Annotated in this window: 21 protein-coding genes and 3 tRNA genes; 6 read left to right on the top strand and 18 right to left on the bottom strand. The window is 71.3% G+C overall.

What is annotated here, in order from left to right; genetic code table 11:
- Positions 1-42: 42 nt before the first annotated feature.
- A tRNA-Met gene (locus IFT88_RS06235) sits at positions 43-116 on the bottom strand.
- A gap of 52 nt (positions 117-168) precedes the next feature.
- A tRNA-Thr gene (locus IFT88_RS06230) sits at positions 169-240 on the bottom strand.
- Between the two features lie 126 nt (positions 241-366).
- Between IFT88_RS06230 and IFT88_RS06225 the strand changes: the two genes are divergently transcribed.
- Positions 367-969: a 2'-5' RNA ligase family protein gene (locus IFT88_RS06225; protein WP_192119582.1), complete on the top strand. Its 603-nt coding sequence runs from the start codon at positions 367-369 to the stop codon at positions 967-969.
- Here the strand turns inward: IFT88_RS06225 and IFT88_RS06220 are convergent.
- On the bottom strand, positions 937-1,785 hold the full coding sequence (locus IFT88_RS06220; protein WP_342212082.1) for an aldo/keto reductase: 849 nt from the start codon (positions 1,783-1,785) through the stop codon (positions 937-939). The genes IFT88_RS06225 and IFT88_RS06220 overlap by 33 nt on opposite strands.
- A gap of 225 nt (positions 1,786-2,010) precedes the next feature.
- Between IFT88_RS06220 and IFT88_RS06215 the strand changes: the two genes are divergently transcribed.
- Entirely contained in the window at positions 2,011-3,735 is a 1,725-nt protein-coding gene (locus IFT88_RS06215; protein ID WP_192119580.1) for a glycoside hydrolase family 13 protein, read from the top strand.
- Positions 3,736-3,814: 79 nt separating this feature from the next.
- On the opposite strand, the gene IFT88_RS17615 is transcribed toward IFT88_RS06215, so the two are convergent.
- From IFT88_RS17615 to IFT88_RS06200, 3 genes are all read right to left on the bottom strand, one after another.
- Positions 3,815-4,975, bottom strand: a complete 1,161-nt coding sequence (locus tag IFT88_RS17615; RefSeq protein WP_192119578.1) for a peptidoglycan DD-metalloendopeptidase family protein — start codon at positions 4,973-4,975, stop codon at positions 3,815-3,817.
- Between the two features lie 272 nt (positions 4,976-5,247).
- Positions 5,248-6,060 carry an inositol monophosphatase family protein gene (locus IFT88_RS06205; RefSeq protein WP_043592959.1) on the bottom strand — a complete coding sequence of 271 codons (813 nt, stop codon included), beginning with the start codon at positions 6,058-6,060 and terminating at the stop codon, positions 5,248-5,250.
- 76 nt (positions 6,061-6,136) lie between these two features.
- Positions 6,137-6,218: transfer RNA gene (locus IFT88_RS06200), tRNA-Tyr, on the bottom strand.
- Positions 6,219-7,123: 905 nt separating this feature from the next.
- Between IFT88_RS06200 and IFT88_RS06195 the strand changes: the two genes are divergently transcribed.
- Positions 7,124-7,441, top strand: coding sequence for an endonuclease domain-containing protein (locus tag IFT88_RS06195; RefSeq protein WP_157489629.1), 318 nt, complete (start codon positions 7,124-7,126; stop codon positions 7,439-7,441).
- Between the two features lie 333 nt (positions 7,442-7,774).
- On the opposite strand, the gene cls is transcribed toward IFT88_RS06195, so the two are convergent.
- The 5 genes from cls to ubiE form a co-directional block, all read right to left on the bottom strand.
- Positions 7,775-9,241: a cardiolipin synthase gene (gene cls, locus IFT88_RS06190; RefSeq protein ID WP_043592963.1), complete on the bottom strand. Its 1,467-nt coding sequence runs from the start codon at positions 9,239-9,241 to the stop codon at positions 7,775-7,777.
- A 33-nt stretch (positions 9,242-9,274) separates the two neighbouring features.
- Positions 9,275-9,763, bottom strand: coding sequence for a YajQ family cyclic di-GMP-binding protein (locus IFT88_RS06185; protein ID WP_043592964.1), 489 nt, complete (start codon positions 9,761-9,763; stop codon positions 9,275-9,277).
- Between the two features lie 105 nt (positions 9,764-9,868).
- A complete protein-coding gene (locus IFT88_RS06180) occupies positions 9,869-11,251 on the bottom strand; it encodes an FAD-dependent oxidoreductase (RefSeq protein ID WP_192119576.1) in 1,383 nt (460 codons plus the stop codon).
- Positions 11,252-11,342: 91 nt separating this feature from the next.
- Positions 11,343-12,482, bottom strand: coding sequence for a polyprenyl synthetase family protein (locus IFT88_RS06175; RefSeq protein WP_192119574.1), 1,140 nt, complete (start codon positions 12,480-12,482; stop codon positions 11,343-11,345).
- The gene (ubiE, locus tag IFT88_RS06170; RefSeq protein ID WP_231567022.1) at positions 12,479-13,219 is read right to left on the bottom strand and encodes a bifunctional demethylmenaquinone methyltransferase/2-methoxy-6-polyprenyl-1,4-benzoquinol methylase UbiE; all 741 of its coding nucleotides are present in this window, start codon (positions 13,217-13,219) and stop codon (positions 12,479-12,481) included. The genes IFT88_RS06175 and ubiE overlap by 4 nt, the downstream gene beginning before the upstream one ends.
- A 52-nt stretch (positions 13,220-13,271) precedes the next feature.
- On the opposite strand from ubiE, the gene IFT88_RS06165 reads away from it, so the two are divergent.
- Together IFT88_RS06165 and IFT88_RS06160 are read left to right on the top strand one after the other, a co-directional pair.
- Positions 13,272-14,504, top strand: coding sequence for an isochorismate synthase (locus IFT88_RS06165; RefSeq protein WP_137847613.1), 1,233 nt, complete (start codon positions 13,272-13,274; stop codon positions 14,502-14,504).
- Complete coding sequence (locus IFT88_RS06160) at positions 14,501-15,910, top strand: MFS transporter (RefSeq protein WP_192119573.1); 1,410 nt, start codon at positions 14,501-14,503, stop codon at positions 15,908-15,910. Before IFT88_RS06165 ends, IFT88_RS06160 begins: the two co-directional genes overlap by 4 nt.
- Before the next feature lie 29 nt (positions 15,911-15,939).
- On the opposite strand, the gene IFT88_RS06155 is transcribed toward IFT88_RS06160, so the two are convergent.
- Genes IFT88_RS06155 through IFT88_RS06145 form a run of 3 tightly spaced genes read right to left on the bottom strand, consistent with a single transcriptional unit; the run spans position 15,940 to position 18,953 of the window.
- Entirely contained in the window at positions 15,940-16,791 is an 852-nt protein-coding gene (locus IFT88_RS06155; protein WP_192119571.1) for a PPK2 family polyphosphate kinase, read from the bottom strand.
- A gap of 53 nt (positions 16,792-16,844) precedes the next feature.
- On the bottom strand, positions 16,845-18,593 hold the full coding sequence (gene menD / locus IFT88_RS06150) for a 2-succinyl-5-enolpyruvyl-6-hydroxy-3-cyclohexene-1-carboxylic-acid synthase (protein WP_192119569.1): 1,749 nt from the start codon (positions 18,591-18,593) through the stop codon (positions 16,845-16,847).
- A complete protein-coding gene (locus tag IFT88_RS06145; protein WP_043592976.1) occupies positions 18,594-18,953 on the bottom strand; it encodes a PLD nuclease N-terminal domain-containing protein in 360 nt (119 codons plus the stop codon). It abuts the gene before it with no gap.
- 175 nt (positions 18,954-19,128) lie between these two features.
- On the opposite strand from IFT88_RS06145, the gene IFT88_RS06140 reads away from it, so the two are divergent.
- Entirely contained in the window at positions 19,129-19,422 is a 294-nt protein-coding gene (locus tag IFT88_RS06140) for a DUF4229 domain-containing protein (protein ID WP_192119567.1), read from the top strand.
- 46 nt (positions 19,423-19,468) lie between these two features.
- Here IFT88_RS06140 and IFT88_RS06135 read toward each other — a convergent pair whose 3' ends face one another.
- From IFT88_RS06135 to IFT88_RS06120, 4 genes are all read right to left on the bottom strand, one after another.
- Positions 19,469-20,425: a 1,4-dihydroxy-2-naphthoate polyprenyltransferase gene (locus tag IFT88_RS06135; protein ID WP_137847617.1), complete on the bottom strand. Its 957-nt coding sequence runs from the start codon at positions 20,423-20,425 to the stop codon at positions 19,469-19,471.
- A 28-nt stretch (positions 20,426-20,453) separates the two neighbouring features.
- Positions 20,454-21,644 (bottom strand): AMP-binding protein, encoded by a 1,191-nt coding sequence (locus IFT88_RS06130; protein WP_192119565.1) that lies wholly within the window; start codon positions 21,642-21,644, stop codon positions 20,454-20,456.
- Positions 21,645-21,726: 82 nt separating this feature from the next.
- Positions 21,727-22,635 carry a 1,4-dihydroxy-2-naphthoyl-CoA synthase gene (locus IFT88_RS06125; RefSeq protein WP_043592984.1) on the bottom strand — a complete coding sequence of 303 codons (909 nt, stop codon included), beginning with the start codon at positions 22,633-22,635 and terminating at the stop codon, positions 21,727-21,729.
- Between the two features lie 53 nt (positions 22,636-22,688).
- Complete coding sequence (locus IFT88_RS06120; protein WP_192119563.1) at positions 22,689-23,123, bottom strand: hypothetical protein; 435 nt, start codon at positions 23,121-23,123, stop codon at positions 22,689-22,691.
- Positions 23,124-23,155 lie beyond the last annotated feature (32 nt).

Raw genomic sequence — 23,155 nt, 5'->3', positions numbered from 1 at the left:
GGACGACGAAGGCCCGAACTCGTGAGAGATCCGGGCCTGCGGTAGCGAGGGCGGGACTTGAACCCGCGACACCACGATTATGAGCCGTGTGCTCTAACCAACTGAGCTACCCCGCCGCAAGCTGCGGGCCCTGCCGGCATCACACCGGGACGGGACCGAGACAGCCAGAGCCCCGAGTCAGGATTGAACTGACGACCCCTTCCTTACCATGGAAGTGCTCTACCACTGAGCTATCGGGGCGTGACCACCAGGCAAGCGACCGGGGCCGCTGCCGATTGGCACCAGACAAGGGTAGCAGAGCGAACGGGGTGCTGACGCCACGTGCCGACCCGGCCCCGCGAGGCGCGTCCGGGGCAGGATCGACGGGTGCACAGCCTCGAACTCCTGCTCGACCCGACCTCCGACGAGGCCGTCCGTGGCGAATGGCGCGTGTTGTCCGCGGCGGGGCTTCCGTCGCAGGGCGACCACGCCGGGACGTCGAACGCGCCGCACGTCACGCTGGTGGCACGACCCGGCCTCGACCCGACAGCCGACCCGCGCCTCCTGGCCCTGTCGGCGGCGCTGCCGCTGCCGGCCGAACTCGGCGGGCTGCTGCTCTTCGGCGCGCCTCCGCGCGGGCTCGTGCTGGTGCGGCCGGTGGTCGTGACCGGCGAGCTGCTGGACCTCCACGCCCGGGTGCACGAGAGCCTGGGAGGCGCGGGGGACGTCCCGCACACCGTCCCCGGTCGGTGGACGCCCCACGTCACGCTCGCGTCGCGCCTGACTCCCGACCAGGTGGCCCGGGCCGTCGACGCCCTCGCCGACGCCGACACCCCGTCGACCCGGCCGGTCGTGCTGTCGCAGCTGCGACGCTGGGACCCGAGCACGGGGGCGATCATCGCCCTGGGCCCCGTCACCGCGGACGAGGGGGACGGTGCCGGGCGTCGACCTCGGAGATCAGGCGAGCGGACGCGAGACGGCCTCGAGTGACGCCAGATCACCCTCGGTCAGCTCGACCCGGGCGGCGTCGAGCAGGCCCTCGAGCTGCCGAGGGGTGCGGGCGCTGCCGAGTGCACCGATGACGTTGTCGCGTGAGGCCAGCCAGGCCACGGCGACGGCACCCGGTTCGACGTCGAGCCGCTCGGCGATCTCGACGACGACCTCGAGGGTGCCCTGGTTCTGCGGCGTGACGTAGCTGAGGGCGCGGCCGCCCCGGGGAGAGTCCCCGCGACCGGCCTCGTGACGGTACTTGCCCGTCAGGAACCCGCTGGCCAGCGACGAATGCGGCAGCACGGCGAGGTCGTAGTGGTCGACGATCGCCGCGACGTCGCTCTCGTACTCCCCGCGACGCACCAGGTTGTACGCGACCTGGACCAACCGGAACGGGTGCAGCCCGTCGCGATCGGCGATCGCGAGGGCCTGACGGAGGCGCGCGCCGGTGTAGTTGGACGCCCCGGCGCAGAGGATCTTGCCCTCGTCGACGAGCTCGCTCAGCGCACCCACGGTCTCGTCCAGCGGCGTCTCGTCGTCGTCGAAGTGCGTGAAGTAGAAGTCGACGTGGTCGGTGCGCAGGCGGCGCAGCGACGCCTCGACCGCCGTGCGGATGCTGGCGCGCGACAGGCCGGGGGCGTCGGGGTGCTGCCCGCACTTGGTGCTCAGCACGACCCGGTCGCGGTTGCCCGGCCGGGCGAGCCAACGACCGATGATCGCCTCGGACTCGCCTCCGGAGTTTCCCGGCAGCCACGCCGAGTAGACGTCGGCCGTGTCGACGACGCGGCCGCCGTCGTCGGCGAAGAGGTCGAGCACCTCGAGGGCGGTGGGGGCGCCGACCGTCCAGCCGAAGACGTTGGTTCCGAGCGCGAGCGGGAACGGCCGGGTGCCGGCGGGCAGGTCGGCCGTGACGAGATCGGTCGCAGGGTTCAGGATCGTGCCAATCGTGTCGCGGGTGTTCGTCCCGGAGGTCCCCCTCCGGGGTGTTCTGACGACGACCGTAGCCGATGCCGCGTCCGAGGCCTGCCGTATCGTGGCCGCATGTCCACACGAGATCCGGCCGAGACCGACACGCTGACCCCGACCTCCCCCCTCGAGGGCACCGCGACGACCGACGACCAGGGCCACGAATGGTGGCGCACCGCCGTCATCTACCAGGTCTACCCGAGGTCGTTCGCCGACGGCGACGGCGACGGCGTCGGCGACCTCCCCGGCATCACGTCGCGCCTCGACGCCCTCGGCGAGCTCGGCGTCGACGCCGTCTGGCTGTCGCCCTTCTACACCTCGCCCCAGCGCGACGCGGGCTACGACGTGGCCGACTACCGCGACGTCGACCCGCTGTTCGGCACCTTGGACGACTTCGACGCCCTCCGCGCCCGGGCCACCGAGCTGGGCCTGCGGGTCATCGTCGACGTCGTGCCGAACCACACCTCGAGCGACCACGTGTGGTTCCGCGAGGCCCTCGCCTCGCCAGCCGGTTCGGCCGCTCGCGGTCGCTACCTGTTCCGTGACGGCCGCGGCCCCGACGGCGACCTGCCGCCGAACAACTGGCAGTCGGTCTTCGGCGGCCCGGCATGGTCCCGCGTGACCGAGGCAGACGGCCGACCGGGCCAGTGGTACCTCCACCTGTTCGACTCGTCGCAACCCGACCTCGACTGGACGAACCGCCGCGTGCGCGACGAGTTCGTCGACGTGCTGCGCTTCTGGCTCGACCGCGGAGTCGACGGGTTCCGGGTCGACGTCGCACACGGCATGGTCAAGGCCGAGGGCCTGCCCGACTACACGCCCCCCGCCGAGTCCGGCAGCATGGGCGGCGGCCAGGGCGAGTCCGCTCCCCCGCCCTACTGGGGCCAGGAGGGCGTCCACGAGATCTACCGCGAGTGGCACAGCGTCCTCGCCGAGTACCCGGGTGACCGGGTGCTCGTCGCCGAGGCCTGGGTCGAACCGCTCTCGCGACTGGCCGACTGGGTACGCCCCGACGAGATGCACCAGGCGTTCAACTTCGCCTACCTCGAGACCGGGTGGTCAGCCCCGGCCGTCCGTCAGGTCGTCGACGCGTCGATCCAGACCTTCTCGAGCGTCGGGGCCCCGAGCACCTGGGTGCTGAGCAACCACGACGTCGTCCGGCACGCCAGCCGACTCGCCCTCACGGCCGAGAACCCCCAGGGATACGGCATCGGCCCGAGGAGCGAGGGGCTTCCCGTCCCCGAGCTCGGACTGGCCAGGGCCCGAGCCGCGTCGGCGCTCATGCTGGCCCTCCCCGGCAGCGCCTACGTCTATCAGGGCGAAGAGCTCGGCCTGCCCGAGGCGATCGACCTGCCCGACGAATCCCGGCAGGACCCCACGTGGTTCCGCACCGAGGGGGAACGCTATGGCCGGGACGGCTGCCGCGTGCCGCTGCCCTGGTCCGCGACCGAGCCGGCCTTCGGGTTCAACGCGACAGGCGCCTCCTGGTTGCCCCAGCCCGCCGACTGGTCGACCTACGCCCGCGACGAGCAGCGGGGCGTCGCCGGGTCGACGCTCGAGCTCTACACGCGGGCACTGCGCCTCCGGGCCGACCACGAGCTCGGTGCGGGCACGCTGACCTGGCTCGACGGCTTCGGACCCGACGTGGTTTCGTTCCGCAGCCAGGGCGTCACCGTCGTGACCAACATGGGCGACGTCCCCGTCGAGTTGCCGGTGGCCGAGGTGCTGCTGGCCACCATGGTCGTCGAGGGGCCGGCCCTGCCGCCCAACGCGACGGTGTGGCTCGCGACCACGTCGTAGGCACGCGACAGCGGAAGAGCCCCACCTGGCATCAGGTGGGGCTCTTCTCGTGCGCACCGCGGTCGCGGAGGCCTGTGGCTCAGTTCGTGTTGGCCTGGAGCCAGGGATACGGGTCGACGGGCACGCCGCCGATCACGATCTCGAAGTGCAGGTGGGCCCCGGTGCTGTTGCCCGTGCTGCCGACCTTGCCGATGATGGTGCCGACGGTGACGGTCTCGCCCTCGCGGACCTCGACCGAACCGGTCTGCATGTGCGCGTAGACGCTGGTGACCTTCTGGCCGTTGACGACGTGGTCGATCCAGACGTTGTTGCCCAGGGCACCGGAGGGACCGTCGACCTTGCTGACGACGCCGTCGGCGATCGACTGGATCGGCGAACCGGCTCCGGGGACGAAGTCGAGACCCTGGTGGAACGTCGAGCAGAAGCCGCAGTTGGCGACCTGGCGGGCGCCGAAGCCGCTGCTGATCGGCACGCCCGTCTGGAACGGCCACTGCACCGTGCCGTCGACGTCGTTGGAGAACGTGCTGGCACTCGTCGAGGCGTACTCGGAAACGGCCTTCATCTCGGTGACCGAGTAGCCGTCGCGCGAGACGCCGGCCGCGCCGTCCGCCGAGGGTGCCGCCGCCGTGTAGCTCTGCGAGTCGGCGGCCTTCTTGGCAGCCGTCTGCGTGGGGGTGTCGACGAAGAACGCGTTGGCGGGAACCGAGGTGGCGACGAGCATCGACCCGGCGAAGAGCATCGCTCCGACGACGGTGACCCGCTTGGTGTTGCGACGGAACGTCGCCCCGGCGGTGCGGGGTGCGCGGACCGGCGCCTCGCGTCGAGCCGCAGGACGCTGTGCGCGGGCCGCCTTGGTGCGTGCGGCTGCGGCGGGACGGGTGCCGGACTCGGCGGCGAGCCGCGCGGCCCGTCGCGGCGAGACGGACTCGGTGGCCGCGGTGGGGGCGGTCGGGGACGTCGGCGTCGGCGCCTCGGCAGCGAGCGCCGGATCGACCACGCCGACCGGAGGAGTCGACGCGGCGGGGGCCGTCGCCACTGCCGGGACCGTCGTCGCGGAGACCTGGGCGGCGCGACGCTCGGCCTCGCGGGCTTCACGACGGGTGAGGTGGACGGGGGCGTCGGCCACGACGGGGACGGTCGGAGCGACGCTCGGCGAACCGGTGCCCGTGAGGTCGTCGGTGGCGCGACGCGACGGGGTTCCGTCGCCGTCGGGCTCGGCGATCTGCTGGTACTTCGTCACGTGTGATGGGTCCTCGGGATGATCGGGATCGGACGGTGGGTGCACCGTCGTCTTCACGGCCGTCACTGGCGATCGCGGCGCCGTCTCGACCCGGGCCCGTGAGAGGCCGTCGAGATGTGCGTCACGCTGTGATCACGGATCAGTAACGACCTCACCAGGGTAGCCGGTCGATGAACGAATGGCTACCCGCGTTCGGGTGTCGACGTCGACATGTCGAGTTGACACTCGGAATGACAATGCGACACGACGGTGGCGGGACGGGGTCGTCCCCGTCAGATGCCGGCCTCGACGACGAGGGTCGCGAGGTCGTGGGCGATGCTGGGAGCCGCGACGAAGGTCATCGATTCGCTGGGTGCCTCACCGACCTCACCTCGGACGACGGCGCCTGCCTCGACGGCCACGAGCGCACCCGCCGCGTGGTCCCACGGCTTGAGTCCTCGCTCGACGTAGGCGTCCACCCGTCCCGCCGCGACGGCGCAGAGGTCGAGCGAGGCAGCCCCCAGGCGCCTCAGGTCACGGACGCGTCCGACCACCCGGACCAGCGCCTCCGCGTGTTCGACACGGCGGGCGGCGTCGTACGAGAACCCGGTCGCCAGCAGGGCCTGTTCGAGGGAAACCGGCGCGGCGACCCCGAGACGACGCCCGTCCAGCCACGCACCGCCGCCGGCCGACGCCGTGAAGGTCTCGCCCGACATCGGGTTGGCGACGACCGCCGCGAGGGCGCGCCAGGCGAGCGGATCGGGACCACCCTCGACGACGGCGATGCTGACGGCCCACTGCGGGATGCCGTAGAGGAAGTTGACGGTGCCGTCGATGGGGTCGACGACCCAGGTGAGACCCGTGGTCGAGTCGTCGGGTTCGCCTTCTTCGCCGAAGAAGCCGTCGCCGGGACGCAGCTCGGCCAGACGACCCCGGACGTACGTCTCGACCTCACGGTCGGTGTGCGTCACGACGTCGACGGCACTGCTCTTGGTCTCGGCGACCTCGACCCCCTCGGATCGGCGACGGGCCGCCAGCGCGGCGGCCTCACGCGCGACGACGACGGCGATCTCGAGCAACTCGGCGGGGGTCGGGGTGACGGACACGGATCCTCCTGGGGGTGCAGCGCCCGGAAACGCAAGAACGGACTCGACGAGCGAGTCCGTTCTTGAGGGGCAACCGTGGCAAGTGAGGGATTCGAACCCCCGAAGGCTACGCCGGCTGATTTACAGTCAGATCCCTTTGGCCGCTTGGGTAACTTGCCATGCACGCCCAGCCCGTGTGATCACCGACCGGAGGCGCCAGACAAATATACAGCCTCCCGAGCCCCCTCACGACCACCGCCCCGCAGCGCCCCACCCCGCCGCCGCACCCCGGTGTGCAAATCGCGACGACGAGCCGCCGACCCGCCGCTGCTCGGTGGTGCGACAGGCCATTCGGGAGCCGGATGGTCGGGTTCGGCACCCCGTGAGCGGCTCGGGAGGTCGGGTTCGGCCCGCACCCCCCGCCAGGGCGCGGACACTTTTTCGTCTCCCCCACAGCGGTCTCGACGTTCTCGTCCTCCACATCGACCGTCGCGCAGCATTCCGGCTCTGCCGTCACGACGAAGCTGCTCACATGACTCCCCTCGTCGCGGCCACCGTACGGCGCCTGGGCTCCCTGGCCCATCGGCGGGAACTGCTCGCGACCGGACTGACCCGACGCCAGGTGGAGTCCTCCTGGCGCGCCGGCGAGATCCTTCGCATCCGGCACGGGCTGTACGGGCTCGTCGACCTACCCGTCGACGTCATCCGGGCTGCACGGGTAGGAGGCGCGTTGGCGGGAGCCTCGTCGCTCACGCACCGAGGCGCATGGGTCCCCCCTGGACCACGATTGGTCGTTTCCGTCGACCACAACGCCCGCGACCTCAGGGACCCGGACGATGCCGGCTCGCGACTCGATCGTGACCGCGACGACGTGCTCGTCCTCCGCGACCTGTCCCGGTTCGATCGCCGGACGGAACGGCTCCTGGCATCCCCGAGCAGGGCGGCGGCCCAGGTCCTGCTCCACGAACCAGCTGAGCACGCGGCAGCCATGGTCGACTCCGCCCTCCGGCTGGCCCCGATGCAGCGACCCGACCTCGACGAGGTCTCACGCCTCGTGGCGACGCGACGCTCGGCTCAAGGCCTCGTGACCATGATCGACCCAAGGGCCGAGTCCGGGACCGAGTCCATGGCGCGCCTCCTTCTCGCTCGTGACGGCATCCATGCCGAGCCTCAGGTGTGGGTCGACGATCACACCCGCGTCGATCTGTTGATCGACGGTTGGTTCGTGCTCGAATGCGTGAGCAAAGAACACCATTCCTCGCCTGCTCACTACAACCGGGACCGTGAACGGATCGTCCACATCACCGGCCTCGGCTTCGTCGTCCTCGAGGTCACGTACCCGCAGGTGCTGTTCGATTGGCCTTCGGTTCGCCAGGCCGTCCGAATGACCCTGGGGCGTTAGCCCGGTCGACCTCTCTCGTCTCGGCCGTCGGCGCGTCCCCCGTCGTCGACGCGACGGGCGCAGCTGCGGCGCCACCCTCCGTGCGGGCCGAGCCCCACCCCGCCCCCACCGAGGCAGGTCGAACCCGACCCCGGCCGCACCGAGTCAGTCCGAACCCGACCCCGCCGGCCCACCGGGGCGGGCCAAACCCGACCTCACCTACTCGGCGCGCCGAGCCAAACCCGACATGTCTCAGCCTCGCACCGCACCGGACCACGACCTGCCGGCGTGTCGACGCGCAACTGTCGCGATTTGCACACGGGCAGAGGGGGGCGTGCGGGGGGGGGCGTGCGGCTACTGGACGGCGGAGGTGAGGCGTGCGACGTTGTCGAGGACCTTCGAGCGGAAGGGGCGCACCAGCCAGTCGTCGAGGAACAGTTCGCGGCTCGCGTCGCGGTAGGTCTGCTCGACCTCGCGCAGCCGGTCGACGAACTCGCGTCCGCGCACCATGACCGAGATCTCGAGGTTGAGGCTGAAGGACCGCATGTCCATGTTGCTGGAGCCGATGACCGCGACCTCGTCGTCGATCGAGAAGTGCTTCGCGTGCAAGACGGTCGGCGAGCGGTAGAGGAAGATGCGAACCCCCGACCGCAGCAGGGCCTCGTAGTAGGAACGTTGCGCGTGGTACACCACCGGTTGGTCGCCGATCTCGCTGACGAAGAGCTGCACGTCGAGCCCCCGCTGGGCCGCCGTCGTGACGGCGTAGAGCATCGACTCGTCGGGCACGAAGTAGGGGCTCGTGATGATGATGCGCTCCTGCGCGCTGTAGAGCAGCGAATTGAACAGCCGCAGGTTGTTCTCGCCGTCGAAACCCGGCCCGCTCGGCACCACCTGGCAGTCGATCGTCTCGAGCCGGTCGGCCGTGTGCACGGGGTCGGCCTCGCGCAGCAGCAACTCGTCGGTCTCGCTGTACCAGTCGGTGACGAACAGAGCGTTGATGCCGGCGACGATGGGGCCCTCGAAGCGGACCATGAAGTCCTTCCACTCGAGGCCGCGGCGCTTGTTCTTGCGTTTCTGGTAGCTCCTGTCGACCATGTTCTGCGAACCCGTGAAGGCCACCCGACCGTCGATCACGAGTAGCTTGCGGTGGTTGCGCAGATCGGGCCGCTGGTACTTGCCCCGCAGCGGCAGCACGGGCAGCATGAGCCGCCACTGCACGCCCATCGCGTCCAGTCGCCGTCGGGCCTTGCGGTACCCGGGGTATCCCCGGCTGGCGATGTGGTCCATCAGCACACGGACGGTGACGCCCCGTCGACGGGCGTTCTCGAGTGCCAGGAAGAACGGCTCGGTCGTGCGGTCGAGGCTCGTGATGTAGAACTCGGCGTGGACGTAGCGGTGCGCGCCGTCGACCGCCTCGACCATGGCCGCCATGGACTCGTCGTAGTCGGTGTGCATCTCACCGGTGTTGCCGCCGACCAGCGGCATCGCACCGAGCGTTCGGTTGAGTTCGACCACGGAGTCGAGCCAGGCCGGCCACGGGTGGTCGCGCTTGACGCGCTCCATGCCCTCGGTCGTCTCGATGATGTACTTGTTGATCTCGCTCTGCTTCTCACGACGACGCGCGGGCAGCTTGGTGCTGCCGATCAACAAGAAGAGGACGAACCCGACGTAGGGGATCAGGAAGATGGCGAGCAACCATGCGGTGGCCGTCTGGGGCCGCCGGTTGATCGGGACGTAGACGATGGCGAACACACGGATCGCGATGTCGAGCACGATGCCGAGCACGGCGATCGTCGGCGCCACCCAGGCGGGTTCGACCATGGACGGGGCCTCTGAACCGTGAGCCGCGGGTGACTAGCGGAAGTTGACGAACTGCAGGTCGACGTCGAGGTCGGCCTTCTTCAACAGCGCCATGGTCGCCTGCAGGTCGTCGCGACTCTTGGACTGAACGCGCAGTTCGTCGCCCTGGATCTGGCTCTTGACGCTCTTGGGTGCCTCGTCGCGGATGATCTTGCCGATCTTCTTCGCCGCGTCCTGCTCGATGCCCTGCTTGAGGGACGCCTCGATGCGGTACTCCTTGCCGCTGGCGAAGGGCTCGCCGACGTCGAGGTGCTTGAGGCTGATGCTGCGCTTGATGAACTTCGACTCGAGCACGTCGAGCACGGCCTTGACGCGTTCTTCGGTGGCCGCCTTGAGCAGCAGCTTCTCACCGCTCCAGTCGACCGAAGCACCGACGCCCTTGAAGTCGTAGCGCTGCTCGATCTCTTTCTGGGCCTGGTGGAGGGCGTTGTCGGCCTCCATCTTGTCGACCTTGCTGACCACGTCGAAGGAACTGTCTGCCATGGGGACCACCCTACCGACGACCGACGAGCTCGGTGACGACCGCGCGCCTCCTCGGTTCCGCCGTGGAGGGGAGCCGAGGAGGCGCGGTGCGGGCGAGCGGGGAGGTCAGGCCGGCGTCGACTCCGTTTCGACGGCGCGCGAGACGCGCACCATCTCATCGCGCCCCACGACCTTGACCCGGGCCCGCTCGTGCTCGTGGGCCCCGCCGAGGGCGATCTCGTGCTCGTCGAGCCGGTGCCAGCCCTCGAGGTCGGTGTACTCGACCCCGCGCTGCTCGAGCAGGGCCGGGACGGCCTCGTCGGACGGGTCGACCGGTTGCCACCAGCTGGCCTGGTCGTTGATGAGGTGCTTGACGGTCTCCATCGCGTCGGACTTCGTGTGACCGATGAGGCCGACGGGGCCCCGCTTGATCCACCCGGTGGCGTAGACGCCGGGGACGATCTGGTTCTCGTCGTCCATCACCTGGCCCTCGTGGTTCGGGATCACGCCACGGCGCTCGTCGAACGGGATGCCGTCGAGCGGCGAGCCGAAGTAGCCGACCGCGCGGTAGATGGCCTGGATCGGCACGTCGCGGAGTTCGCCCGTTCCCTCGACGCCACCCTGGCCGTCCGGCCGGGTGCGCTCGTACCGGAAGGCCGCGACACGACCGTCGGCGTCGCCGACGACCTCGACCGGCTTGGCGTAGAAGTGCAGGTGCAGGCGACGCGACGCCGTGCCGACCTCGCGCTGCCGCCACTGGTTCAGCACCTTGTCGATGACGAAGACCTGCTTGTTGGTCGCGATGGCCGTCTTCGACGCCTCGTCGTGGTCGAAGTCCTCGTCGTACACGATCATGTCGACGTCGCGCACCTCGCCGAGTTCGCGCAGTTCGAGCGGCGTGAACTTGACCTGCGCGGGACCCCGGCGACCGAAGACGTGGACGTCGGTGATCGAGGACTGCTTGAGACCCGCGTAGACGTTGTCGGGAATCTCGGTGGGCAGCAGGTCGTCGGCGTGCTTCGCCAGGATGCGCGAGACGTCGAGGGCGACGTTGCCGACACCGACGACGGCGACCGACGTCGCGTCGAGCGGCCAGGTGCGGGGGAAGTCCGGGTGGCCGTCGAACCAGCTGACGAAGTCGGCCGCGCCGTAGCTGCCCTCGAGGTCGATGCCGGGGATGTCGAGGTCGGCGTCCTTGATGGCACCGGTCGAGAAGATGACGGCGTTGTAGTGCTTGCGCAGGTCGTCGAGCCCGATGTCGACGCCGTAGCGGACGTTGCCGAAGACCCGGATGTCACCACTGTCGAGCACGTCGCGCAGGGCGTTGACGATGCCCTTGATGCGGGGGTGGTCGGGCGCCACGCCGTAGCGCACGAGACCGTAGGGCGCCGGCAGCTGCTCGAAGAGGTCGATCGAGACGTCGAAGGCCTTCTCGGCCTTCGCGAGGATGTCGGCGGCGTAGATGCCGGCCGGTCCGGCGCCGACGATGGCCAGTCGCAAGGTGGTCACGGGTTCTCCCTAGATCTGGGGTGGCTCGGCGAGGCCGGCCGGTTGGACGATGGTGCTCGAGGACGAGACGGACGAGGAGGCGCGGTGCCGGTCAGGCGGACCGCTCGACCACGCGGTCGGCGAAGCGGGTGAGCGCCTTCTTGACGGGCCCGTCGGGCAGCGGCGCCAGGGCGTCGAGGGCCTCTCGGGCCCAGCGGTGGGCCTCGACCCGGGTGCGTTCGGTGACCTCGTGCTCGCGGACCCGTCGGACCAGGTCGGCGAACTCGTCGTCGAGGTGGGCCGTCGCGTCGGCGAGCGGCGCCGACGAGCCGCCCTCGGTGGTCGGTTCGACACTCGACCGGTGCGCCGCCGCACGCGTGGCGTCGACGATCCGGTCGATCTCGGACAACAGGGACGACGCCTCGAGGTCGGTCTGCGCCGACTGCCGCAGGTACAGCACCGGAAGCGTGACGACGCCGGCCCGCAGGTCGGTGCCGGCCTTCTTGCCGGTCTCGGTGGGCTGGTCGGACAGGTCGATGACGTCGTCGATCAGTTGGAAGGCGATGCCGATCTTCTCACCGAACTCGGCGACGGGTGCGAGGTATTCGCGCGGTGCACCGCTGAACATGACGCCGGCGCGGGCGGCCGTCGAGATGAGCGACCCCGTCTTGTCGGCGAGCACGTCGATGTAGTGGGCGATCGGGTCGTCTCCCTCGCGCGGGCCGACCGTCTCGTGCAGCTGACCGAGGCAGAGCCGTTCGAAGGTCTCGGCCTGCAGCAGGATGGCCTCTTGGCCGAGCCCCGACACGATCGTGCTGGCCCGGGCGAACAGCAGGTCGCCGGCGAGGATCGCCACGTTGTTGCCCCACACGGTCTGGGCGCTCGGGACCCCCCGACGCATCTGCGCCTCGTCCATGACGTCGTCGTGGTACAGCGAGGCGAGGTGGGTGATCTCGGTGGCCTGCGCCGAGGCGACGATGCCGGGCGTCGCGCCGTCGCCCAGCTGGGCGATGAGCAGCGTCAGCGTCGGCCGGACGCGCTTGCCGCCGGCGGCGAGGAGGTACCGCGTCGTGGCGTCGGCGATGTCGTCGGCGAAGGCGATCTCGCGCAGCAACCCCTCTTCGACGAGCTCGAGGCCGTCGTCGACCGCGGCCACGAAACGACGCTCGGTCGGCGTGGCGAACAGCTTCTCACCGAGGCCGAGCGAACGGCCCAACGAGTTGCGCTGTGCCGGAGGGGCGCCGGCGTTCACGACGTGGCCCGCTTCGACCGCGAGGAGGAGCGCGCGGCACCCGACGCCGGCTTGCGACCGCGGTGCAGGGCGACGATGCCGAAGCTGAGGTCGCGGTGGGCGACCCGGGTGAACCCGGCGCCGCGGATCCACTGACTGAGGACCTGCTGCTCCGGCCACTGCTCGATGGACTCGGCCAGGTACGAGTAGGCCGGCCCGTTGCTGCTGGTGAACTTGGCCACGAGGGGCATGCCGTACTTGAGGTAGGCCCGGTACGCGGCGCGCAGCAGACCGAACGGCGGCGTGGAGAACTCGCAGACGACGAGCCGGCCACCGGGCTTGAGCACGCGGTTCATCTCGGCGAGCGCGACCTTGGGCCGGTTGACGTTGCGCAGCCCGAACGAGATGGTGACGGCGTCGAACGTGTCGTCGTCGAAGGGCAGCGACTCGGCGTTTCCCTCGACGAACTCGAGCTCGGGGTGGCGTTCGCGACCGACCTCGACCATGCCCTTCGAGAAGTCGAGCGCGACGACCTCGGCACCTCGCTGAGCGATGGCCGCCGAGCTGGTGCCCGTGCCCGCTGCGATGTCGAGGACCTTGTCGGCCGGACCGGCGCCGATCGCCTTGACGGTGGCGATGCGCCACAGGACGGCGTTGCCCGCCGAGAGCACGTCGTTCGTGCGGTCGTAGTGGCGCGCGACGCCGTCGAACATCGAGGCGACCTCGTCGGGTTGCTTGTTCATGTCGGCCTTGGTCACGATGGTGGATCCTACCGTCAAGCACTGGGGGTGTCCCGAGTAGGGTCGACGAGTGAAGTCCCCCGCGTCCCGCGTTCCGTCACTCGCCGTCCGCACCACGCGCATCGACCACGTCAGCCCGTTGCTCGACGTCGTCGACCGGTCACGTCCGCTGGTCTTCGTCCGAGGCGGGGCGGGCATGGCGGGCGTCGGCGAGGCCCTCCGCCTCGAGTTCTCCGGGCCCCACCGCATGACCGAGGCCGCCGACGCCTGGCGTGCGGTCGCGGCCGCCGCCACGGTGCACGACGAGGTCGGCGTGCCCGGCACCGGATTGGTCGCGTTCGGCTCGTTCGCGTTCGACGACGAGTCCGCCGAGAAGAGCGTGCTGATCGTCCCGAGCATCGTCATCGGACGGCGCGACGGGGTCGCCTGGATCACGCGGGTGGACGGCGCCGAGCTGCCCCCCGGGAAGCCGGTCGGCGCCTCCGTCCGTCTCTCGCTGGTCGACGGCGCACTCGATGCCGACGGATACGCAGAGGCCGTGGCCCGGGCCGTCGACGCCATCGGCGACGGCCGCGTCAGCAAGGTCGTCCTGGCCCGTGACCTCGTCGGCACGTTGCCACCCGAGGCCGACCTGCGCCTCGTCGCCGCCACCCTGTTGACCGCCTACCCCGACTGCTACGCCTTCGCCGTCGACGGGTTGATCGGGGCCAGCCCCGAGACGCTCGTCAAGTCCGAACGGGGCGAGGTGTCGGCCCGGGTGCTCGCCGGCAGCGCGGCGCGCGGCGTCGACTCGACGACCGACGAGCAGGCCGCCCTCTCGCTGGCGACGTCCCCGAAGGACCTCGACGAGCACGCCTTCGCCCTGCGCAGCCTGCTGCTCTCGCTCGGGCCGCACGCCCGCGACGTCGTGACCGGCGAGCAGCCCTTCACCCTGCGCCTCCCGAATCTCTGGCACCTCGCGAGCGACGTCCGCGGCCGCCTCACCGACGGCTCGAGCTCGCTCGACCTGATCGCCTCGCTGCACCCGACGGCGGCCGTCGCCGGCACCCCGACGCAGGAGGCGCTGGCCCTGATCCGAGAGCTCGAACCGTTCGACCGTGGTCGCTACGCGGGCCCGGTCGGCTGGGTCGGTGCCGACGGCGACGGCGAGTGGGCGATCGCGCTGCGCTGCGCCCAGGTCGATCGGGACGGCTCGGTGCGGGCGTTCGCGGGGGCCGGCGTCGTCGCCGAGTCCGTGCCCGAGCGCGAGGTCGCCGAGACGGCGATGAAGTTCCGCCCCGTGGTCGACGCCTTCAGCCGATGACCGCGCCCGCCCCCGCGACGACGTGGTCGCGTCCGGTCGCCCTCGTCGTGGCGGCCGCGTTCTTCATGGAGAACCTCGACGCCACCATCCTCTCGACGGCGACCGCCACGATCGCGACCGACTTCGGCGTCCAGCCCGCGCAGCTCGGACTCGCCGTGACCGGCTACCTCGTCGCCGTGGCGGCGTTCATCCCGCTGGGCGCCTGGCTCGCCGAACGCTGGGGCGCACGCCGCGTGTTCCTCACGGCCGTCGTGCTCTTCGTCCTCGCCTCGGTCGCCTGTGCCGCGAGCACCGACCTGGTCGCCCTCACGGCCTCCCGGGTCGTGCAGGGCTTCGCGGGAAGCATGATGGTGCCCATCGGTCGTCTGATCGTCCTGCGCAGCACCGAGAAGTCCGAGCTGATCCGAGCGATCGCCTACCTCACCTGGCCCGCGCTCGTGGCACCCGTCGTGGCGCCGCTGCTCGGAGGACTGCTCACCGAGCACCTCGGGTGGCAGTGGGTGTTCCTGGTCAACGTCCCGGTCGGCCTCGCGCTGCTCGTGGTCGCCTGGAGGGTCGTCCCCTCTCCCGAGGTCGGTGACCGCCAGCCGCTCGACCTGGTCGGTCTGGTGCTCGTGGCGGGATCGATCGTGGCGCTGGTGCTCGCGTTCGAGCTGCTCGGCGAGCCCACGACGCTCGTACCCGGCGTGCTGCTGGCCGTGCTGGCGGTGGTGCTCGGCCTCGTGGCCGTGCGGTGGTTCCGTCGGGCGGCGCACCCGTTGCTCGACCTCACGGCCTTCCGCATCGGGTCGTTCCGCGTGACGAACCTCAGCGGATCGCTCTACCGGGCCGTCGTGAACGGCATCCCCTTCGTCGTCCCGCTGCTGCTGCAGGACGGTTTCGGCTGGTCGCCGGTCGAGGCGGGCCTCATGCTGATGTGGGTGTTCGTCGGCAACCTGGCCGTCAAACCGTTCACGACGCCACTGCTGAAGCGGTTCCGCGTCGTCCCGATCATCGTCGTCGCGACAGTGGCCCTCGCGGCGACCTTCGTCGCGGCCGCACTGGTCGGCCCCGACACCTCGCCGGTCGTCGTGGCGGGGGTCCTGCTGCTCAGCGGCGTCTTCCGGTCCGTCGGCTTCACGGCCTACAACACCCTGCAGTTCGCCGACGTCCCCGCCGAGATGATCGGCCCGGCGAACGCCATCGCGTCCATCACGAGCCAGCTCGCCGTGGGGCTCGGCGTCGCCGCGACGGCCCTCGCCGTCCGCGTGGCCGACCTCGTGGCGTCGGCCGACGGCCCGGCACCCGCGGCGTCCGGGTTCCAGGCCGCGTTGATCGTCCTGGCCGTGCTGGCCCTGCTCAGCCTGATCGAGGGGCTGCGGCTGCCCACGGGGACGGGCGACGCGTTGCGGACCCGCGCCTCCTAGCCTCCTGACCTCGTCGGCCGGTGCGCCGGCTACGAGGTGGCGAGCTTGGTCTTCTCGAGCTCGACGTCGAACTGCGCGACGGGCCAGTCGAGCCCGCGCGACGCGAGGGCGTCGGTCAGCAGCTTCTGCACGGCGATCCGGGCGTACCACTTGCGGTCGGCCGGGACGACGAACCACGGGGCGGTCTCGGTCGAGGTGCGACGGATCGCCGTCTCGTAGGCGTCCTGGTAGTCGCTCCAGACGAGACGCTCTTCCAGGTCGCCGGGGTTGTACTTCCAGTGCTTGTCGGGTCGGTCGAGCCGGTCGGCGAGGCGTTCCTTCTGCTCGTCGGACGAGATGTGCAGCATCACCTTGACCAGGGTGGTGCCGTTCGCGACGAGCTCGTCCTCGAACGCGACGATGTCGGCGTACCGCTGCTCGACGTCTTCGGGCGGGGCCAGGCGACGGACCTTGCCGATCAGCACGTCCTCGTAGTGCGACCGGTCGAACACCCCGATCATGCCGGGGCCGGGCAGCTCGCGCCGCACCCGCCAGAGGAAGTCGTGCGCGAGCTCGTCGGGGGTCGGTGCCTTGAACGCGTGGTGGGCGACGCCCTGGGGGTCGACGGCCCCGACGACGTGTCGGACGATGCCGCCCTTGCCCGCCGTGTCCATCGCCTGCAGGACGAGCAGCACGTTGCCGGTGCTGCCCCCGCTGCGGCTCTGTGCGAAGAGCTTCTCCTGCAGCTCGCCCAGGGTCTCGCGGCCCGACTCGAGCGCCTGCTGCGCATACGCCTTGTCACCCGCGAAACCCGGGGTGGACGAGGTGTCGACGTCGGCGAGCACGAAGCCCTCACCGGCTCGGAGGGACTGGGAGGGAGGGGTCGTCCACGTCTTGGCCATGCCCCCGACCCTACGGCCGAGCGACCCGATCCGCCCCGTCGTGGGGTGGACGGTCAGCGAGAGAGGGGGACCTCGATCACCACCGGGCCGTCGTACCGGGCGACGAGAGCCTGGTCGAGCTCTGCCCGCGTGGCCGCCTCGACGTGCCGCCAGCCGTAGGCGAGGGCGAGAGCCGCGAGGTCGACCTCGTGCGGGGTGAACTGCACACGGGTCATCGCCTCGGGTGACGCCGTGGCCGCGACCTCGAGCCCGTCGAAGATCGTGCCGCCCCCGTCGTTGCCGACGACCACCTGCAGCCGGGGCCTGGTCTCACCGAGGCCGAGGAGCATCGAGCCGACGTCGTGCAACAAGGTCAGGTCGCCGACGAGCACCCGGGTGGTGCCGGCTGCGGGGTCGTCGCGCTGGCTGGCGAGAGCGATGCCCGTGGCGGTCGCGATCGTGCCGTCGATGCCCGCGAGCCCCCGGTTGGCGTGCACAGGGATCTTCTTGCCCGGCACGACCTGGTCGAGCTCGCGGATCAACCTCGACGCCCCCAGCACGAGTCGGTCGTGCGGCCAACTGACGCGCCAGAGGGCCTCGGCCAGGGCTCGACGCGTGACCGGCCGCCGCAGCAGCTGGACCTCGCGACGCAGGAACTCGGCCTGCTCGGCCGCTTCGCTCCGATCGGACGCTCCCTCGACCGTGGTGGCGTCGGTCTGGTCGGGGTCCTGCCGGGCGGCCTCGGCCTCGGCCTCGAGCAGCCGACGACCGGTGTGGACCCAGCGCCCCACCCACGCACGGTGGACGGCGTCGTCGGTCGGACCGGACCCCGAGGAGGCGCGGGTCACCTCGACGGCCTCGACCACGCGGGCCGAGCGACTCGGGTCGTAGGCCTCGGCCCCCGCCGCACGGACGACGACGACCTCGACCCCGTCGCGGGTGAGCAGCGAGGGGATCTGACGGCTGAGGGTGGGGTGTCCGAAGACCACCACCCGACGGACGCGACCGCCGAAGTCGGCGTCGTCGAGCAGGGCACGGTACGACGAGACCAGGTGCGGCCCGAAGCGCGCCCCGCTCGAGACCTCGGCCACGAGCGGGGCGCCCAGTGCCCTGGCGACGGCCTCGGCCTCGGGCCCGGCGGCGTGACCGGCGACGACCAGGGTCGCGGGGTCGGTGTCGACCTCGAGGGCGGTCGGTGCCGCGGTGGGCGCGAGCTCGATCGGCTCGGGGCGGGCGGCGGGCAACGACTGCTCGCCGGACGACAGGGGCTCGCGGAACGCGACGTTCAGCTGGACCGGGCCGCGTGACCGCCCGAGGGCGCCGTGGGAGTCGCCGCCGAGGGCCTCGGCGACGGCCTCTCGGGCGAGGGTGCGGACGGCTTCGTGGTCGATCGGACCGGAGCGCGGTGCCTCGACGTCGCGCACCCAGCCGACGGCGCTCGCGAAGAGACCCGGTTGCACCGTGGTCTGGTTCGCGCCGATCCCGCGCATCTCGAGGGGACGGTCGGCGCTCAGCACGATCAGCGGCACACCCGAGTGGTGTGCCTCGAGCACGGCAGGGTGGAGATTCGCCACGGCGGTGCCCGACGTGGTGATCACGACGCTCGGGACGCCCGTCTCGGCGGCGAGGCCGAGTGCGAGGAACCCACCCGAGCGCTCGTCGATGCGGACGTGGACCGTCAGCCGACCGGCCGTCTCGAACTCGGCGGCGGCGAGGGCCAGGGCCTGGCTGCGGGAGCCGGGGCTGAGCACCACGTCACGGACCCCGGCATCGGCGAGGGACGCGAGCAGCGACAGGGCGTACTCGGTCGACGGGCTGGTCACTTACTGCTTGCCGGTCTTGTCGTCGTTGTCGAGGTCGAGCAGCTCTTGTTCGAGTCGACGGATGCGCTCGTCGGTCGTCTCGCGGTCGAGGTCGCTCGTGGTGCGCCAGGACGTCCCGGAGAACTCGGGGTCGTCGTCGGGTGCCACGGTGCGCGTCGTGGCGGGGCGGCCGCTCTTGCGCGCCCGCCCGAGCACGAACCACAGCACGGCCCCGATGACGGGGAGGAGGACGATGATGACGGCCCAGAGCGGCTTGTTGAGTGCCCGGAACCGTGAGGCGTCGGCGAACAGGCAGTCGATGAGCGCGAAGATGACGAATGCCGCCGCGGCGACGATGCCCACGATGAAGAGCCTGACCATGGACCGAGCCTAGTTCTCGATCCGGTGCAACGCCTGATGGTCGGTCGGCCGTTGCGGAGCTGTGACGTACGGCTCCCGGGGTGCTGCACCGCGCCTCCTCGGCCGGCGGTCCGTGCCCGCGCGGGCCACCCGCCGCGCGGCGGGCGCACACCTCGCGGACCGTAGACTCCTCGTCGTGAAACCCTGGCTCAAGTACTCGATCGTCCGCCTCGGCCTGTTCGCCGTCGTGCTGGGCCTCCTGCTGGTGCTGAGGTTCGACCCCTTCTGGGCCACGCTGATCGCGGCGGTCGTCGGGTTCTGCGTCTCGTACCTGTTCTTCGCACCCCTGCGCCGCAAGGTCGCCCTCGACCTCGCCGACCGCCGGTCGCGCCCGGCGAAGCTCGACGACGACTCGGTCGCCGAGGACGAGGCGATCGCCGAGGACGCGGGCGACGGCGATCGCGCGCGCCGCATCGACGGTGAGGCCTGATCCTCTCGGGCCGAACGCCCGGGGCAGATCCTGGAAGAGCAGACCCCTAGAAGAAGAGGGCGGCCGACAGGGCCAGGGCCCAGACCAGTGCCGTCAACGACGACAGCTGCAGGGCGAGGATGAGCTCGCGCGGGGTCTTGCCCGTGACGCCGATGACCGCGGCGGGCACCGCGACGACGAGCGTGAAGTAGACGTAGGGCGCGTGCAGGTACAGGAAGGCGAAATACACGAGGATGAAGAACGGCAGCAGCAGGAAGAGCGCGTAGAGCGCCCGGGCCACCGGGTCGCCGACGACGACCGCGAGGGTGCGCTTGCCGGCGGCGGTGTCTTGCGGGATGTCGCGCACGTTGTTGATCATCAGGACCGCGCAGGCGAACAGCCCGGCGGCGACCCCGGCCACCCAGGCGTCGAACGGGAACTCTCGCAGCTGCACGAACGTCGTGCCCACGGTCGCGACGAGCCCGAAGAACACGAAGACGAAGAGCTCACCCAGGGCGTTGTAGCCGTAGGGACGTTTGCCGCCCGTGTAGAACCACGCGGCGACGACCGCGGCGGCACCGACGGCGAGCAGCCACCAGATCTGGGTGATGACGACGACGACGACACCGGCGACGGCCGCGAGGGCGAAGAACGCGAGCGCCACCTTCAGCACGGTCTTCGGGCGGACGCTGCCCGAACCGGTCAGGCGTGAGGGCCCGACCCGGAAGTCGTCGGTGCCGCGGATGCCGTCCGAGTAGTCGTTCGAGTAGTTGACGCCGACCTGCAGGAACACCGCGACGGCGAGGCAGAGCAGCGCCAGGGTGAGGTCCCAGCCGCCGTTCGCCCGAGCGACGCCGGTGCCGAGGGCGACCGGGGCGATGCCCAGCGGCAGGGTGCGCAGGCGCGCACCGCCGATCCAGTCGCCGGCGGTCACTCGACGGGCCGGCTGCTTGCCGGGCCGCCCGCCGGGTCGGCCACCGGGGCGGCCGCTGCGCTTGGGGGTCGGGGTCTTCGTCTTCGCCACGGGGTCGAGTCTAGTTCGCAGCCGGCTATCAGCTTGCCGCGAGATCGGCGACCAGGCGGGTCAGGGCCACCCGGTCCGGCTTGCCGCTCACGAGCAGGGGCACCGTGTCGACCCGGACGATGCGGTCGGGTGCCGCGGCACGACCGGCGACGGCCGCCACCGCGGACCGCAAGGCCGCGAGGTCGTCGGCTGCCGGGTCGTCGTCCGCCGGGTCGTCGGCCGCAGTCAGCACGGGAGGCGCGGCGTCGGCGACCACGACGGGCACCTCGCCCCACCGGGCGTGCGCCGCGCGGACGACCACGGCGTCGGCGAGCCCCGGCTGCTCGCGCACGACCCGCTCGACGACGCCGAGCGAGACCTTCTCACCGCCCGAGACGATCACGTCGTCGAGCCGGCCGCTGACGGTCAGCACCCCGTCGGGCGACACCGTGCCCGCGTCGCCCGTGCGATACCACCGCAGGCCGTCGCGCGTGACGAAGGCCGCGGCCGTGCGCTCGGGATCGTCGAGGTACCCCTCGGCCAGCGACGGCCCGCTCAGCTCGACCTGGCCGTCGACGACCTCGACACGGGTGCGGCCCACGGGCACGCCGTCGTACACGCACCCGCCGCTGGTCTCGCTCGACCCGTAGGTGCGCACGACGGTGACGCCCAGCCGGCGAGCCCGCTCCACGAGGGCTGCGGGGGTCGCCTGGCCACCCACCAGCAGGGCGTCGAAGCGGCGCAGCACGTCCGCCACGGCACGATCGGCCTCGGCGGCGTCGAGCGCCGTCGAGAGTTGGGCCGGCACGAGGGACGAGTACCGCACGGCGTGATCGAGCCGCTCGGCGGCGGCGACGAAGGCACCGATGTCGAAGTGCCCCGGCGCGAGCAGGGCCGGCTCGGTCCCGGCGGCGAGCGAACGGACCAGCACGTTCAGGCCCGCGACGTAGTGCGCCGGCAGGGCGAGCACCCACTGCCCCGGCCCGGCCAGGGCGCCGTCGGCCGCGGCGGCACCGGCGAGCACGGCGTCGGAGGACAGCGCCACGCGCTTGGGGCGTCCGCTCGAGCCGCTGGTCTCGACGACCAGCGACACCGCCTGCGGCACGACCCCGGGCAGGTCCACGGGCACTCGGTCGTCGGTCCGGGGCGCTACGGCGGGACCACCTTCGAGCGCGACCCGGAGCGCGTCGAGCACGGCACCGGGGTCACGCGCGTCGACGGGGAGCAGGGGGCGGGTCACGCGCCGCACCTCTGAAAGGACCGTCGGAGGCGACGCGAACGGTCGCCCGGCCCTGACGGGCTCGCCACCGCGGACGCGGACATCAGTACTGCCAGGGGAAGGGCGACCAGTCGGGCGCACGCTTCTCGAGGAACGAGTCGCGCCCCTCGACGGCCTCGTCGGTGCCGTAGGCCAGACGGGTCGCCTCGCCCGCGAAGACCTGCTGACCGACGATGCCGTCGTCGGTCGCGTTGAAGGCGAACTTGAGCATGCGGATGGCGGTCGGGGACTTCGTCAGGATGGTCCGGGCCATCTCGAGCGCCTCGCGTTCGAGGTCGGCGTGCGGCACGACGCGGTTCACGGCCCCCATCTGGTAGGCGCGATCGGCGCTGTACTCTTCGGCGAGGAAGAACACCTCGCGTGCGAACTTCTGCCCGATCTGCTTGGCGAAGTAGGCGCTGCCGTACCCCGCGTCGAACGAGCCCACGTCGGCGTCGGTCTGCTTGAACCTGCCGTGCTCGCGACTGGCGATCGTCAGGTCGCAGACGACGTGCAGCGAGTGGCCGCCACCCGCCGCCCACCCGGGCACCACGGCGATGACGACCTTGGGCATGAACCGGATCAGACGCTGCACCTCGAGGATGTGCAGTCGACCGGCCGACGCCGGGTCGGGCACGTTCGCCTGGTCACCCTCGGCCTTGTAGCCGTCACGACCACGGATGCGCTGGTCCCCGCCGCTGCAGAACGCCCAGCCGCCGTCCTTCGCGCTGGGACCGTTGCCGGTGAGCAGGACGACCCCGATGCGGCTGTTCATGCGGGCGTCGTCGAGCACCCGGTAGAGCTCGTCGACCGTGTGCGGCCGGAACGCGTTGCGCACCTCGGGACGGTCGAAGGCCACGCGGGCCACGCGGCCGTCGACGCTGTGGTGGTAGGTGACGTCGGTCAGGGCGTCGAAGCCCTCGACGCTGCGCCACTCGGTCGGATCGAATAGGTCGGACACCTCGGAAGCCATGTCGCCAGCCTACCGACGGGGTCCGACGTCGCCCCGACCGCGGTGGCCCGCGGTCAGACCGTCGAGACGAACCGACCGATCAGCCAGACGAGCACGAACGGGTTCGACAGCGAACTGAGGACCACCGCGGCCACACCCCACCAGCGGCCGCGGCGCATGACGACGGCCATCAGCCCGACGACCCCGACGACGATCGAGGCCAGCAGGGTGACGAGGGCGAGGACGGCGGCGGGGCTCACGGCGTCCGCGGCGAGGAGGCCCAGGGCCAGCCCGTCCAGGGCGAGCAGCACGACCGCCAGGACGAACGTGACGACGCCCAGCCGTCGGCTGCGCGGAGGCCGGTCGACCACGTCGTGACCGGGGCCGTCGAAGACCTGGAGCCCGTCCGACTGCGACGAGGCGGAGCCGCCGCCGTCACGCCCACGGGTGGGGAGCTCGTCGTCCGACCACTCCGGTTCTCGGGCGGGTACGGGTTCGCGGTCGACCATGACGCACGACCTTACCGGGGTCGCCGGTGCGA

The organism is Frigoribacterium sp. CFBP 8751 (assembly GCF_014841545.1).
GTDB lineage: Bacteria > Actinomycetota > Actinomycetes > Actinomycetales > Microbacteriaceae > Frigoribacterium.
Note: the sequence above shows the minus strand (reverse complement) of the source record. Positions and strands in the feature narration are given on the sequence as shown.